This is a genomic window from Ruegeria sp. BHSC276, assembly GCF_059612945.1.
Genome location: NZ_JBXWRP010000010.1, coordinates 36619 through 49559, shown reverse-complemented (window position 1 = coordinate 49559; position 12941 = coordinate 36619). Strand labels below are relative to the sequence as shown.

At 64.4% G+C, this 12941-nt stretch carries 14 protein-coding genes; 6 read left to right on the top strand and 8 right to left on the bottom strand.

Annotated features, from left to right (window positions below):
- Positions 1-9: 9 nt before the first annotated feature.
- From AC2FMD_RS15925 to AC2FMD_RS15905, 5 genes are all read left to right on the top strand, one after another.
- The gene (locus AC2FMD_RS15925) at positions 10-960 is read left to right on the top strand and encodes an MBL fold metallo-hydrolase (RefSeq protein WP_496688732.1); all 951 of its coding nucleotides are present in this window, start codon (positions 10-12) and stop codon (positions 958-960) included.
- Positions 961-1094: 134 nt separating this feature from the next.
- A complete protein-coding gene (locus tag AC2FMD_RS15920) occupies positions 1095-2705 on the top strand; it encodes an FAD-dependent oxidoreductase (protein WP_496795240.1) in 1611 nt (536 codons plus the stop codon).
- Between the two features lie 5 nt (positions 2706-2710).
- The gene (locus AC2FMD_RS15915) at positions 2711-2902 is read left to right on the top strand and encodes a DUF2783 domain-containing protein (protein ID WP_149776332.1); all 192 of its coding nucleotides are present in this window, start codon (positions 2711-2713) and stop codon (positions 2900-2902) included.
- A complete protein-coding gene (gene maiA / locus AC2FMD_RS15910; RefSeq protein ID WP_496742009.1) occupies positions 2899-3537 on the top strand; it encodes a maleylacetoacetate isomerase in 639 nt (212 codons plus the stop codon). Before AC2FMD_RS15915 ends, maiA begins: the two co-directional genes overlap by 4 nt.
- A gap of 90 nt (positions 3538-3627) precedes the next feature.
- The gene (locus AC2FMD_RS15905) at positions 3628-3969 is read left to right on the top strand and encodes a DOPA 4,5-dioxygenase family protein (RefSeq protein WP_496742011.1); all 342 of its coding nucleotides are present in this window, start codon (positions 3628-3630) and stop codon (positions 3967-3969) included.
- Here AC2FMD_RS15905 and AC2FMD_RS15900 read toward each other — a convergent pair.
- On the bottom strand, positions 3966-5594 hold the full coding sequence (locus AC2FMD_RS15900; RefSeq protein ID WP_496795239.1) for an acyl-CoA synthetase: 1629 nt from the start codon (positions 5592-5594) through the stop codon (positions 3966-3968). The genes AC2FMD_RS15905 and AC2FMD_RS15900 overlap by 4 nt on opposite strands.
- A gap of 222 nt (positions 5595-5816) precedes the next feature.
- Between AC2FMD_RS15900 and AC2FMD_RS15895 the strand changes: the two genes are divergently transcribed.
- Positions 5817-7208, top strand: coding sequence for an aminotransferase family protein (locus AC2FMD_RS15895; RefSeq protein ID WP_496795238.1), 1392 nt, complete (start codon positions 5817-5819; stop codon positions 7206-7208).
- Between the two features lie 42 nt (positions 7209-7250).
- On the opposite strand, the gene AC2FMD_RS15890 is transcribed toward AC2FMD_RS15895, so the two are convergent.
- From AC2FMD_RS15890 to hisD, 7 genes are read right to left on the bottom strand one after another with little or no spacing between them, the layout of a single operon-like run.
- Positions 7251-8363, bottom strand: a complete 1113-nt coding sequence (locus tag AC2FMD_RS15890; RefSeq protein WP_496795237.1) for an alpha-hydroxy acid oxidase — start codon at positions 8361-8363, stop codon at positions 7251-7253.
- Positions 8363-8917, bottom strand: coding sequence for a sulfopyruvate decarboxylase subunit beta (comE, locus tag AC2FMD_RS15885; RefSeq protein WP_005981189.1), 555 nt, complete (start codon positions 8915-8917; stop codon positions 8363-8365). Before comE ends, AC2FMD_RS15890 begins: the two co-directional genes overlap by 1 nt.
- The gene (gene comD / locus AC2FMD_RS15880; RefSeq protein ID WP_496679396.1) at positions 8914-9420 is read right to left on the bottom strand and encodes a sulfopyruvate decarboxylase subunit alpha; all 507 of its coding nucleotides are present in this window, start codon (positions 9418-9420) and stop codon (positions 8914-8916) included. The genes comE and comD overlap by 4 nt, the downstream gene beginning before the upstream one ends.
- A 49-nt stretch (positions 9421-9469) precedes the next feature.
- The gene (locus tag AC2FMD_RS15875; RefSeq protein WP_149776325.1) at positions 9470-9880 is read right to left on the bottom strand and encodes a universal stress protein; all 411 of its coding nucleotides are present in this window, start codon (positions 9878-9880) and stop codon (positions 9470-9472) included.
- Between the two features lie 22 nt (positions 9881-9902).
- Positions 9903-10883: a zinc-dependent alcohol dehydrogenase gene (locus tag AC2FMD_RS15870; protein WP_496742017.1), complete on the bottom strand. Its 981-nt coding sequence runs from the start codon at positions 10881-10883 to the stop codon at positions 9903-9905.
- Positions 10880-11641, bottom strand: coding sequence for an SDR family NAD(P)-dependent oxidoreductase (locus tag AC2FMD_RS15865; RefSeq protein WP_496742019.1), 762 nt, complete (start codon positions 11639-11641; stop codon positions 10880-10882). Before AC2FMD_RS15865 ends, AC2FMD_RS15870 begins: the two co-directional genes overlap by 4 nt.
- Complete coding sequence (hisD, locus tag AC2FMD_RS15860) at positions 11634-12941, bottom strand: histidinol dehydrogenase (RefSeq protein ID WP_496688714.1); 1308 nt, start codon at positions 12939-12941, stop codon at positions 11634-11636. The genes AC2FMD_RS15865 and hisD overlap by 8 nt, the downstream gene beginning before the upstream one ends.

Here is a 12941-nt window from a genome sequence, read left to right as displayed (position 1 = left end):
GAGCGCCACATGGCCAAGGCATTCGCGTCCCAGGGGGACATGACCGAAAAGAAAATCTCGTTCACCGAGGTGGGTGAAGGTCTGTACGCCTTCACCGCCGAGGGCGACCCGAACTCGGGCGTGATCATCGGCGATGACAGCGTGATGGTGGTCGAGGCCCAGGCCACGCCGCGCCTGGCGCAGAAGGTGATCGACTGCATCCGGTCCGTAACCGACAAGCCGATCACCCATGTGGCGCTGACCCATTACCACGCGGTCCGCGTGCTGGGCGCCAGCGCCTTCGGCGCGCAACAGATCATCATGTCGGACATGGCCCGCGCCATGGTCGTCGAGCGCGGTCAAGAGGACTGGGACAGCGAGTTCCAGCGCTTTCCGCGCCTGTTCGAAGGGCATGAAAGCATCCCCGGCCTGACCTGGCCCACCACCACGTTCAGCGATACGATGACGGTCTATCTGGGCAACCGCCGGGTCGATCTGATGCATCTGGGGCGGGCGCATACGGCCGGCGACATCGTGATCCACGTGCCCGACCAGAACGTGATGTTCACCGGCGACATCGTCGAATATCACTCGGCCTGCTATTGCGGCGACGGGCATTTCGGCGACTGGGGCGACACGCTGGATCAGATCCAGTGGTTCGACGTGGATGCCATCGCGCCGGGGCGCGGCGATGCGCTGGTCGGCAAGGAAATGGTGAATGCCGCCATCGAGAACACCCGCGACTTCGTCGAAAGCACCTATCGCCCGGCGGCAAAGGTGGCCGCGCGCGGCGGCAGCCTGAAAGAGGCCTGGGACGCAGTGCGGGCGGAGTGCGATCCGAAATTCTCGGACTATGCCATCTACGAGCACTGCCTGCCCTTCAACGTGGCCCGTGCCTATGACGAGGCGCGCGGCATCGACACCCCGCGCATCTGGACCGCCCAGCGCGATCTGGAGATGTGGGAGGCCCTGCAGGGCTAAGAAATGGCCCGGCGACTTGATCCAGATCGTGTCGCCGGCCTGAAAACGATGCAACCATGGAGGAGAGCCATCGGCGCCCCGCGCCGGTGGGCGGAGGTTGTGCGCCCGGCGCACAGAACTTGGGGAGAGAGCCCATGAACAAGATTTTTGAACAGCCGCTCTATGCCTATGCCCGCAGCCCCGATCAGGACGCCCCCACCCCGGTGCGGCATCAGGTGATCGTGATCGGCGCGGGCCCGGTCGGGCTGGCTGCCGCCATCGACCTGGCCCAGCAGGGCGTCGAGGTGGTGGTGCTGGACGACAACGACAAGGTCAGTTTCGGCAGCCGCGCAATCTGTTTCGCCCAGCGCACGCTGGAAATCGCCGACCGGCTGGGTTGCGCCCGCCCGATGGTGGACAAGGGCGTGCTGTGGAACACGGGCAAGGTGTTTTTCGACGACCGCAAGGTCTATGAATTCAACCTGCAGCCCGATGAGGGCTATGCCCATCCGGCCTTCATCAACCTTCAGCAATACTACTTTGAGCAGTTCATGGTCGAACGGGTCCGCGAGTTACAGGCCGAGGGCGTACTGATCGAGATCCGTGGCCGCAACAAGGTCGAGGCGATCGGCACCCATGACGACCACGTCAAGCTCGAGGTCGAAACGCCCGAGGGGTCGTACACCGTCGAGGCGGACTGGCTGATCGCCTGTGACGGGGCCAATTCGCCCACCCGCCGGATGCTGGGGCTGGATTTCGTGGGCCGCGTGTTCGAGGACAACTTCCTGATCGCCGATGTGATCATGGAGGCCGATTTCCCGTCCGAGCGCTGGTTCTGGTTCGACCCGCCCTTCAACCGCGGCCAGTCGGCGCTGCTGCACAAACAGCCCGACGACGTCTGGCGCATCGACCTGCAACTGGGCTGGGACATCGACAAGGAACGGGAAAAGCGCCCCGAAAACGTGATCCCGCGCCTCAAGGCGATGCTGGGCGAGGATGTCCAGTTCGAGCTGGAATGGGTCAGCATCTATACCTTCCAGTGCCGCCGGATGGAAAAATTCCGCCACGGCCGCGTCCTGTTTGCTGGCGACAGCGCCCATCAGGTCAGCCCCTTCGGCGCGCGTGGGGCCAATTCGGGCCTGCAGGACACCGACAACCTGTGTTGGAAGCTGAAGATGGTCCTTGACGGCACCGCGCCCGACAGACTGCTGGACAGCTATGATGTCGAGCGCATCCATGGCGCGGACGAGAACATCCTGAACTCGACCCGCTCGACCGATTTCATCACGCCGAAATCGGAAATGTCGCGCATCCTGCGCGACGCGGTTCTGGACCTGAGCGAACATTACGAGTTCGCCCGCCCGCTGGTGAATTCCGGGCGGCTGAGCGTGCCCTGCACTTATGACGGCTCGCCGCTGAATTCGGCCGATGCGCTGAATGGTCCGGCCGAAACGCGCCCCGGCTCGCCCTGCCCCGATGCTCCGCTGGGGGATGCGTTCCTGTTGCCCAAGCTGGCGGGCAAGTTCACCCTGTTGACCATCGACGCCGACGCCCCAGACAGGATCGAGGAAGAGGGCGTGATGGTCGAGCGGCTGGCGCTGTCGGTCAAGGATGACCGGACGCTGGCGCTGAAGCGGCGGTATCTGGGCGACGCGGCAGGCGCGGTCTATCTGATCCGGCCCGACCAGCATGTGGCGGCGCGGCGCGACAGCTATGAAGACAACGCGTTCCGGCAGGCGATCCGCCGGGCCATCGGCAAGGAGTAGGCACAATGGATGAACTGATCCTCACCCCGAATATCGACGGCGCGGATGATTTCTATGCCGATCTACTGGCCGCGCACGACGGTCTGGACAAGGCCGAAAGCGATGCGCTGAATGCGCGGCTGGTGCTGGTGCTGGCCAATCACATCGGTGACCGGACCATCCTGAAACAGGCAATCGACGCGGCCAAAGCCCGATGAGTGACGTCGTCCTGTATGACTACTGGCGGTCCTCGGCCAGCTACCGGGTGCGCATCGCGTTGAACCTGGCCGGGATCGCCTATCGCGCGCAGACCGTCGATCTGGTCAAGGGCGAGCAGACCGCGCCCGCGCATCTGGCCCGAAACCCGCAGGGCTTTGTGCCGGTGCTCGAAATCGACGGCGTGCAGCTGACCCAGTCGCTGGCCATTCTGGACTATCTCGACCGGACGCGGGCCTTGAACCTGCTGCCGGACAAACCGGTTGCGCGGGCCAAGGCGCAGGCGCTGGCCCATGCCATTGCGGTGGATGTGCACCCGGTCTGCAACCTGAAGGTCGCCCGCCACGCGACGCAGTTGAGCGGCGGACGGGGCGACATGCCCGGCGACTGGATGCGCCATTTCATCCGCCCCGGCCTGATGGCCTTTGAGGCGATGCTGGCCGAGTTCGAACAAGCCCCCTATTGCACGGGACCGGCGCCCGGGCTGGCCGATCTGTGCCTGATCCCGCAGATGTACAACGCCCGGCGCTGGCAGGTCGATCTGTCGGACATGCCGCGCATTCTGGCGGTCGAGGCAGCCTGTGCCGACCACCCCGCCTTTGCAGCGGCCCACCCGGACGCCCACGCGCCAGGCTGAGCCGCGCACAGGTTCTGTGTGCCGATGCGTCTGTGCACCGGCGCCTATCAGGCCTAGCCTTATGCCGGAAATCACCGCACGAGACCCCCGATGCCACAGATCACCGGCTATCACGCCCATGTCTATTTCGACGCCGAAACGCAGGACACCGCCCGCCGTGTCTGCGAGGAGGCTGCACGCCTGTTCCCCGCCCAGATGGGCCACATGCACAGCCGCAATGTCGGCCCCCACCCGCGCTGGAGCTGCCAGTTGAGCTTTGCCGCCGATTCCTTCGACAAGGTGATCCCGTGGCTGATGCTGAACCGGCAGGGGCTGACCGTGTTCACCCACCCCGAAACCGGCGAGCACCTGCCCGACCACCGCGATCGGGCGATCTGGATGGGCAAGATGCTGGACCTCGACCTGTCGATCTTTGACCGGCTGGGCGCCTAGCCCAGCGCCCGCGCCTGTTCCCTGAGCTTGAATTTCTGGATCTTGCCGGTCGAGGTCTTTGGCAAGGCGCCGAACACCACCGTCTTGGGTGCCTTGAAATGGGCCATGTGGTCGCGGCAAAACGCGATCAGATCGGCCTCGGTCGCCTCGGCGTCCGGCTTCAGTTCGACAAAAGCGCAAGGCGTCTCGCCCCATTTCTCGTCCGGTTTGGCGACCACGGCGGCCTCCATCACGGCGGGGTGCTTGTAGAGGATATCCTCGACCTCGACCGACGAGATGTTTTCGCCCCCCGAAATGATGATGTCCTTTGACCGGTCCTTCAGCGCGATATAGCCGTCGGGATGCATCACCCCCAGATCGCCCGAGGCGAACCAGCCGCCGCGGAACGCTTTCTGCGTGGCCTCGGGGTTCTTGAGATATCCTTTCATCACGATGTTGCCCTGCATGAAGATCTCGCCCATGGTCTCGCCATCGGCCGGCACCGGTTCGAGCGTTTCCGGATCGGCCACCATCAGCCCGGACAGGGCGACGTATTTCACCCCCTGCCGCACCTTGAGCGCGGCCCGTTCTTCGGCGGGCTTGTCATTCCATTCGTCCTTCCACGCGCAGACGACCGACGGCCCGTAGGTTTCGGTCAGGCCATAGACATGGGTGACCTCGATGCCCATCCCCTCCATCGCGGCGATCACCGCGGCGGGGGGCGGGGCGCCTGCGGTCATCACCTTGATCTCATGATCGAAGTCCTTGAGGTGATCGGGCGCGTTGGCCAGCATGTTCAGAACGATGGGCGCGCCGCAGAAGTGCGTGACCTTCTCGTCCCGGAAGGCCTTGTAGATCGGCTCATCCCGCACGGCACGTAGGCACACGGACGTGCCCGCATTCGCGGCCATGGTCCAGGGGAAACACCAGCCGTTGCAGTGGAACATCGGCAGCGTCCACAGATAGACCGAATGCTGCGGCATGCCCCAGGTCAGGATGTTCGAGGTAGCGTTCAGCGCCGCGCCACGGTGGTGATAGACGACACCCTTGGGGTTGCCAGTGGTGCCCGAGGTATAGTTCAGCGTGATAGCGTCCCACTCGTCCTGCGGCAGCGACCAGTCGAATTCTGAGTCGCCCTCGGCCAGTAGGGCGTCATAGGTCAGCGCGCCCAGTTTTTCACCACCATCGAAACTCGGATCCTCGATATCGATGACCAGAATGTCGTGATCAACCTGCTCCAGCGCCTGCTTCACCACGCCCGAGAATTCGGGATCGACCAGCAGCACCTTGGATTCGGCGTGGTTCAGGATGAAGGCGATGATCGGTGCGTCCAGCCTTGTGTTGATCGCGTTCAACACCGCGCCTGCCATTGGCACGCCGAAATGGGCCTCGTACATTTCGGGGATGTTGGCGGCGATGATCGATACCGTATCGCCCGTGCCCACCCCACGCGCGGCCAGCGCGCTGGCCAACCGGCGGCAACGCGCATAGGTCTGCGCCCAGCTGTAGCGTCGGTCGCCATAAACCACGGCCGGATAGTCAGGGTAAACGGCTGCCGTCCGCTCGATATAGCTGAGCGGGGACAGGGCCGTGAAATTGGCCGGGCACTTGTCCAGATCGCGCTGATAGATGTTGTGGGTCGCCATCCGCCTCTCCTCCCCAAATCGTCGGATTTTTCGTATTGAGCACAAAGGTTGCCGCAAAACAAACCCGTAAAACTACGTGTGGCGAATATACTGGAGCTACGCGATCGGGTAATCTGGCCCTACTGCGTACCGGGCTTTCGGGCTGATCTGCGGTATCTGGTTCATCCGCGCCCGCCGGGTCTCGTGATTCCTGCGCGTCGCATCTTAGTGAAAGGACATGTCATGGACGGCACGTTCAACGAAAACGATCTTTCCCGCGTGGTCGAGGCCGACCGCGCCCATATCTGGCACCACCTGATCCAGCACAAGCCGTTTGAGACGAACGATCCGCGCATTATCGTCGAAGGCAAGGGCATGCGCGTCTGGGATCAAAAGGGCAAGGAACACCTGGATGCCGTCTCGGGCGGCGTCTGGACGGTGAATGTGGGCTATGGCCGCGAATCCATCTGCAAGGCCGTCTACGACCAGTTGATGAAGCTGTGCTATTTCGCCCAGTCGGCGGGCTCGATCCCTGGCGCGATCTTTGCCGAAAAGCTGATCGAGAAGATGCCGGGCATGAGCCGGGTCTACTACACGAACTCGGGCAGCGAGGCGAACGAGAAGGCGTTCAAGATGGTCCGTCAGATCGCCCACAAGAAATACGGCGGCAAGAAGACCAAGATCCTGTATCGCGACCGCGACTATCACGGCTCGACCTTGGCCGCGATGTCGGCGGGCGGCCAGGACGAGCGCAATGCGCAATACGGCCCCTTCGCGCCAGATTTCGTACGCGTTCCGCACTGCATGGAATACCGCAAGCACGAACTGGACGGCGCACCTGACGAGAACTTTGGCGAATGGGCCGCCGATCAGATCGAAGCCGTAATCCTGCGCGAAGGCCCCGACACCGTGGGCGCGCTGTGCCTTGAGCCGGTAACCGCCGGCGGCGGCGTGATCGAAGCGCCCGAGGGCTATTGGCAGCGCGTGCAGGAGATCTGCAAGAAATACGACATCCTGCTGCATATCGACGAGGTCGTCTGCGGCGTGGGCCGCACCGGCACCTGGTTTGGGTACCAGCAATATGGCGTGAAACCCGATTTCGTGACCATGGCCAAAGGCGTGGCCTCGGGCTATGCGGCGATTGCCTGCATGGTGACCACCGAAGAGGTGTTCAACATGTTCAAGGACAATGCCGACGATCCGATGAACTACTTCCGCGACATCTCGACCTTTGGCGGCTGCACCGCAGGGCCGGCGGCGGCGATCGAGAACATGCGCATCATCGAAGACGAGAACCTGTTGGCCAATTGCGCCGCCATGGGAGATCGCATGATGGGCAACCTTCGGGCGCTGATGGACAAGCACAAGGTCATCGGCGACGTGCGCGGCAAGGGCCTGTTCCTGGGGGCCGAACTGGTGGCGGATCGTGCGACCAAGGAACCGGTGAACGAGAAACTGGCCCAGGCGGTCGTGGCCGACTGCATGGCGCAGGGCGTGATCATCGGCGTCACCAACCGCTCGGTGCCGGGCAAGAACAACACGCTGTGCTTCTCGCCCGCGCTGATCGCAACGGCAGACGACATTGACCAGATCACCGACGCCGTGGATGGCGCGTTGGGTCGCGTCTTCGGCTGACGGCGTGTGACGACCGACCGGCGCGTTCGGCGCGCCGGTCTTTCACTGGCCCCGGCCACCTCGAAGCCCGCGCAGCGAGGTGACACCGATCTGGGCCATGGCGATGTCCATCTCCTCGGACAGTACCTCCCACAAACGGTGCAGGGCGGCCTCGCCGCCCGCCGCGATGGCGAATTGCAGGACACGCCCAAGGAACAGGAAATCGGCACCAGCCATCAGCGCCTTGAGCGCATCTTCACCCGACCGCAGGCCGCTGTCGTAGAACAGCGGATAGTCTTCGCCGACCGCCGCCCGTATTTGCGGCAGGACCGAGATCGGCGCGGGCGCGCTCTCCAACTGACGGGCGCCGTGGCTCGAGACCTGAATGGCGTCGACACCGGCAGCCTTCAGCGCAACCGCGTCTTCAACATCCAGTACGCCCTTGACCACCAGCTTGCCCGGCCACCGGTCCCGCAACCGCGCCAGCGTGTCCCAATCGGCCTTTGCACGGCTTTCGGTGCGGTCGAACGCGAACCCCTCCATCAGGAAATTCGCCATCTGCGGCTTGCCCTGCAGCAGGGTCGAGATCGACCAGCGCGGATGCAGCGCGAAATCCAGAAACTGCCGCGGCCCGATCCGGAACGGCATGCGGAAGCCGTGGCGCAGTTCGCGCGGGCGGCGGCCGACTTCGGGCACGTCAACCGTAAGGATCAGGGTCTTGTAGCCCGCGGCCTTTGCCCGATCGACCAGCTTGAACGTGCCGCTGCCATCGCCGCTGAAATACAGCTGAAACCAGGCATGGCCCCGGGCCTCTTCGATCAGCACCTCCATCGGTGTCGAGGCCACCGTGGAAACGCCCAACGGCACCCGGTATTGCGCCGCCAGCCGCGCCAGCATCAGGTCGGCGCCCGGTGCGGACAGGTTGCACATGCCCATGGGCGCAATGCCGAAGGGCCTTTCGGCCGGTTGCCCGAACACGCGGGTCGCCAGAGACCGGGTACTGACATCGCGCAGGATCCGGGGCCGCAAGGTCATCGCGTCCAGCGCCGCTCGGGTGCGCCGGGCGCCGGCCTCGGACCCGGCGGCCCCGTCGATATAGTCGAACACCATCCACGGCAGACGCCGCCGGGCCAACCGGCGGGCATCTTCGGCGCTGTGGATGGCGCTTGCGCCCATCAGGCCTGAACGGCCTTCATGAAGCGGTCGCGGATGACGACCGGGTCCATCGTGATCGGCGGCATCTTGGCGTTTCCGCTTTCACATTTGCTGACGATGATGGTCATCTGGCGGGCGTCCAGCGCCTCTTGCAGCACGCGGCCGGTCTCTTCGGCCTGGCATTCGATCACGCGCTCGCAGCCCGCCGCTTCGGCCATCTTGGCCAGCGAGGTCTTCTGCCCCGCATAGGTCGGCTGATCACCGGTCGAGCCGTAGGAGCCGTTGTCGATGATCAGCAGGATATAGTTGTCGGCCACGTTGTTGGCGATAGTCGGCAGGGTCCCCAGATTGGTCAGGATCGAGCCGTCGCCGTCGATGACGATCACCGGTTTTGGCTGGGCCAGCGCCAGCCCCAGACCGATGCTCGAGGCCAGCCCCATCGTGCCCAGCATGTAGAAATTGGTGGGCTGATCGTCGATGGCATGCAGTTCCTGGCTGGGGATGCCGATGTTGCACACGACTAGTTGGTCACGCAGGATCGGGGCGATTTCCTTCAGGATTTCAGAACGGATCATTGGTCGCCATAGCCTCCCCAGAAATTGGCGTCGGTCAGGATCGCGACGGGCTTGTTGCACATGAAGGTGTATTTCAGGATCGCATCCAGCTCGGCCACGTCTTCCTGATGGTGGAAATGGTAGGTCGGGATGTGCATCTGCGCCAGCAGGGCCTTGGTGTGAACGGCCATCTCGACCTGGCAGGCGATGGGCTCGCGCAGTTCGCCCCGATACGAGATCAGCATCGGCAGCGGCATCCGGTAATACTGGATCAGCGTCGCCAACGTGTTGATCGTGACCCCGATCGCGGTGTTCTGCATGATGATCGCGGGTCGCTTGCCGCCCATCCAGGCCCCGGCGCACAGGCCCATGCCCTCGTCCTCTTTGTTCGAGGGGATGTGGTAGATGGCGTCATGGGCGTCGATCTCGGCGATGACGCCGGCCAGTTGCTTGCACGGCACCGTGGTGACGAACGAGATGTCGTTGGCCACCAGATCTTCGGTGATCTTCTTGTCTATGTTCATGTCCAATCTTCTGTTCCTGGGTTGGGGCGCCGAGGGCGCGATGGACGGGTCAGGCCCTGCGGTGGACGTGGACGGCACATTTTGCATGCCGCACCACGCGCGACGCGGTGGAGCCAAGGAAATAGTCGGTCAGGCCGGGCCGGTGCGAGCCGATGACGACGCAATCGAACCCGTGGTCATTGGCATAGTCGATGATCGTGCGCGCGGTGTGGCCCTTGACCAGTTCGGGCTTTACATCCGGCAGGCCTTTCAGCTTTTCCATCAGGACTTCGCGGGCCCGGGCAAAGCCTTCGGCCACGGCATCCTTGTCCAGATAGACGCTGACCGAGCCCTGAGGCATCTCATAGACATGCAGAGCCACGATCTCGGCGGATCCGCCGCCCAAGGCACGGGCGATCTCGAGCGTTTGCGGCGAAATGCCGTGATCAAGCGCCATGGGGACAAGAATTTTTTTATACATGGTTACCTCCAATTCCGGGCGGTCAGGCCCACGGGGACAGCACGATTTTCGGAACCGCGACCTCGCCCGAGCGTAGCTGGGCAAAGGCCCGGGCGCCATCGGCCAGATCGCGTTCTTCGATCCAGTCCAGAGGACCCAGCGCGCCGTCAAAAATGGCCTGGGCGGTCTGACGGAAATCCTGCGCGGTATAGGTGTAGGTTCCGATGAAGGTGATCTCTTGCAGGGTCATGCGCCGCACGTCCAGCCCACCGGTGTGCTCGCCCAGGCCCACATGCGCGATCACCCCGCCGGGTCGGGCCCGTTCCGATGCCAACGCACGGGTGGCGGCAAAGCCCACGGCGTCGACCACGATCGGGAAATCGCCTTGCGCTTCGGGTACGACATTGGCGCAATCCAGCCCTTGCAAGAACGTCCGCCGCAGGTCGTTGGGTTCGACCACGGTCACATCCACGACATTCATCGCTCGCAAAGCCAGCGCCGCCGCAAGGCCAATCGCCCCACCCCCGATCACCAGCGCACGACGCTCCATTGCCGGGTGCAGCGCCTCGAGCGCGAGGCGTGCGGCGTGCCAGCTGACGGCCAGCGGCTCGGCCAGGGCGGCCTTGGCAAAGGGAACGTGATCCGGCACCTCAACCAGGTTGCCCCAAGGCATCGAAACATATTGGGCAAAGGCGCCTTCGCGCGGGGGCATCGAGATGATCTGACGGTCGGGGCACAGGTTTTCGCGCTCTGCCTTGCAGGCCGGACACTGCCCGCAAGTCACCAGAGGATTGATCGTGACCCGCGTTCCGTCCTTGGGACCGCCGACCACAGTGCCCGCCGCCTCGTGCCCCAGAATCAAGGGCGCCGGGCGGCGCGCATCATGGCCCAGATATGCATGCATGTCGGACCCGCAGATCCCGACGGCCTCGACCCGGATCAGGTGCTCGCCGGGTTGCGGCGCAGCGTCCGGTACGTCACGGTAGGTCAGGTGTTCGACGCCTTCATAGACCAGAGCCTTCATTTCGCCGTGAACCCCCCGTCAACCATCAGGATCTGCCCGGTGACGTAGTCAGATGCCTGCGAGCACAGAAAAAGGGTCGGCCCGTCGATGTCGTCCATGCGGCCATTGCGACCGATGCAGGTCTGCGCCGCGTTGCGGGCCGCGCGGGCGGTGTCATCGAACACCGCCTTCGTCAGCTCGGTCGGAAAGAAGCCCGGGCCGATGGCGTTGGCGGTGATCCCGTGCGGCGACCAGGCTTCGGCCATGGCGCGGGTCAGCTGGGCGATCCCGCCCTTGCTGGCCCCGTAGGCGATCCCGCCGGGAAAGGCCCGCGTCGTCTGCAGCGAGGCGAAATTCACGATCCGACCCCAACCGCGCGCCTTCATCGCGGGCACCATGGCTTGGCTGAGGAAGAACGGCGCACCAAGGTTCAGGCCCAGCGTCGCGTCCCAGCCTTCCGGCGTGACATCATCGGCGGCCTGTCGCGTGTTCACCCCGGCGGCATGAACCACGATATCCGGCGCGCCGAACGGGGCCGAGATTTGTTCGACTAACGATGGCAAGCCACTTCGGTCGGCTACGTCACCTGCGACCACCGCAGCGCTTGAACCGATCTCGGCCTGCAACTCGGCCAGTGCCTCGGCCCGGCGGGCAACGCCCACCACCCGCGCGCCCGCAGCCGCCAGCACCTGCGCAACGCGCCGGCCCAGACCCGAACTGGCGCCCGTGACGCATGCCACCCGGCCGGTCAGATTGAACAGGTCGCGGGGGTCATTCATCTGCGGTCAGGTCAAAGTTTTCGTCCGGGAAATACTTGGCCAGACGCACATCGGCGGCGCGGGCGTGGCCCTCCATCCCTTCCAGCCGCGAGATCCGCGCGGTCGCCTCGGCGATGGGTTTCGAGCCCTCGCGCGTGGCCCGCTGCCAGGTGACGATTTTCATGTATTTGTGCACGCTCAGCCCACCGGTATAGCTGGCCGCGCCCGAGGTGGGCAGGACGTGGTTCGTACCGGTGGCCTTGTCGCCATAGGACACGGTCGTTTCTTCGCCCAGGAACAACGAGCCATAGCAGGTCAGGCGATCCAGCCACCAATCCAGATCCGCGGCCTGCACGGTCAGATGCTCGGGGGCGTAGTCGTCTGAACACGCGGCCATCTCTTCGCGGTCCGCGCACAGGATCACCTCGGCATAGTCGCGCCAGGCGGCGGCGGCGTTGTCGCGGTTCAGCTCGGGCAGATCGGCGATCAGGGTCGGAACCAGATCCATCACCCGGGTCGCCAGATCGCGGTCATCGGTCACCAGCCAGACGGGCGAGTTGTAGCCATGCTCGGCCTGGCTGACCAGGTCGGTGGCCACGACGAAGGGATCGGCCGTGGCATCCGCCAGGATCAGGCTGTCGGTCGGGCCGGCGATCATGTCGATGCCGACCTTGCCGTACAGAATGCGCTTGGCCTCGGCCACGAACTGGTTGCCCGGCCCCACAAGGATGTTGGCGCGCGGCAGCCCGAACAGGCCATAGGTCATGGCGGCCACACCTTGCACGCCCCCCATGGCCAGGATGCTGTCAGCGCCGCTGATATGGGCAGCGTAGACGATCGCCGGGGCCACGCCCTCACCCGGGCGGGGCGGCGAACAGGCGGTGATGTGACGGCACCCCGCCACTTTGGCGGTGGTCACGGTCATGATGGCGCTGGCGATGTGGCTATACCGCCCGCCGGGCACATAGCAGCCCGCCGCATCGACCGGGATGGCCTTTTGACCCGCGATAAAGCCCGGCACGATTTCCAGCTGCACATCCGACACGGTGGCCTTCTGCGCCTCGGCAAAGCGGCGCACGTTGTCCTGGGCAAAGCGGATATCGGCCTTGAGCTTTTCCGGCACCCGGGCGCAGGCGGCTTCGATTTCCTCGGGCGTCATCAGCACGTTGCCCTCGAACTTGTCGAATTTGGCCGCGTATTCCAGCGCCTTGGCGTCTCCGCCGGCCTCGATGTCGGCCAGGATGGTCTTGACCGTGTCATGCACCTCGGACGCGTGGGATTGTGCGGTCAGGGTGGCCTTCTTGAGGTATTCACGCGACAT

What these genes read in the sequence shown, in the direction of transcription:
- AC2FMD_RS15925 (WP_496688732.1), top strand. Translation starts at nt 10, where the DNA reads ATGGCCAAGGCATTCGCGTCCCAGGGGGACATGACCGAAAAGAAAATC.
- AC2FMD_RS15920 (WP_496795240.1), top strand. Translation starts at nt 1,095, where the DNA reads ATGAACAAGATTTTTGAACAGCCGCTCTATGCCTATGCCCGCAGCCCC.
- AC2FMD_RS15915 (WP_149776332.1), top strand. Translation starts at nt 2,711, where the DNA reads ATGGATGAACTGATCCTCACCCCGAATATCGACGGCGCGGATGATTTC.
- maiA (WP_496742009.1), top strand. Translation starts at nt 2,899, where the DNA reads ATGAGTGACGTCGTCCTGTATGACTACTGGCGGTCCTCGGCCAGCTAC.
- AC2FMD_RS15905 (WP_496742011.1), top strand. Translation starts at nt 3,628, where the DNA reads ATGCCACAGATCACCGGCTATCACGCCCATGTCTATTTCGACGCCGAA.
- AC2FMD_RS15900 (WP_496795239.1), bottom strand. Translation starts at nt 5,594, where the DNA reads ATGGCGACCCACAACATCTATCAGCGCGATCTGGACAAGTGCCCGGCC.
- AC2FMD_RS15895 (WP_496795238.1), top strand. Translation starts at nt 5,817, where the DNA reads ATGGACGGCACGTTCAACGAAAACGATCTTTCCCGCGTGGTCGAGGCC.
- AC2FMD_RS15890 (WP_496795237.1), bottom strand. Translation starts at nt 8,363, where the DNA reads ATGGGCGCAAGCGCCATCCACAGCGCCGAAGATGCCCGCCGGTTGGCC.
- comE (WP_005981189.1), bottom strand. Translation starts at nt 8,917, where the DNA reads ATGATCCGTTCTGAAATCCTGAAGGAAATCGCCCCGATCCTGCGTGAC.
- comD (WP_496679396.1), bottom strand. Translation starts at nt 9,420, where the DNA reads ATGAACATAGACAAGAAGATCACCGAAGATCTGGTGGCCAACGACATC.
- AC2FMD_RS15875 (WP_149776325.1), bottom strand. Translation starts at nt 9,880, where the DNA reads ATGTATAAAAAAATTCTTGTCCCCATGGCGCTTGATCACGGCATTTCG.
- AC2FMD_RS15870 (WP_496742017.1), bottom strand. Translation starts at nt 10,883, where the DNA reads ATGAAGGCTCTGGTCTATGAAGGCGTCGAACACCTGACCTACCGTGAC.
- AC2FMD_RS15865 (WP_496742019.1), bottom strand. Translation starts at nt 11,641, where the DNA reads ATGAATGACCCCCGCGACCTGTTCAATCTGACCGGCCGGGTGGCATGC.
- hisD (WP_496688714.1), bottom strand. Translation starts at nt 12,941, where the DNA reads ATGTCGCGTGAATACCTCAAGAAGGCCACCCTGACCGCACAATCCCAC.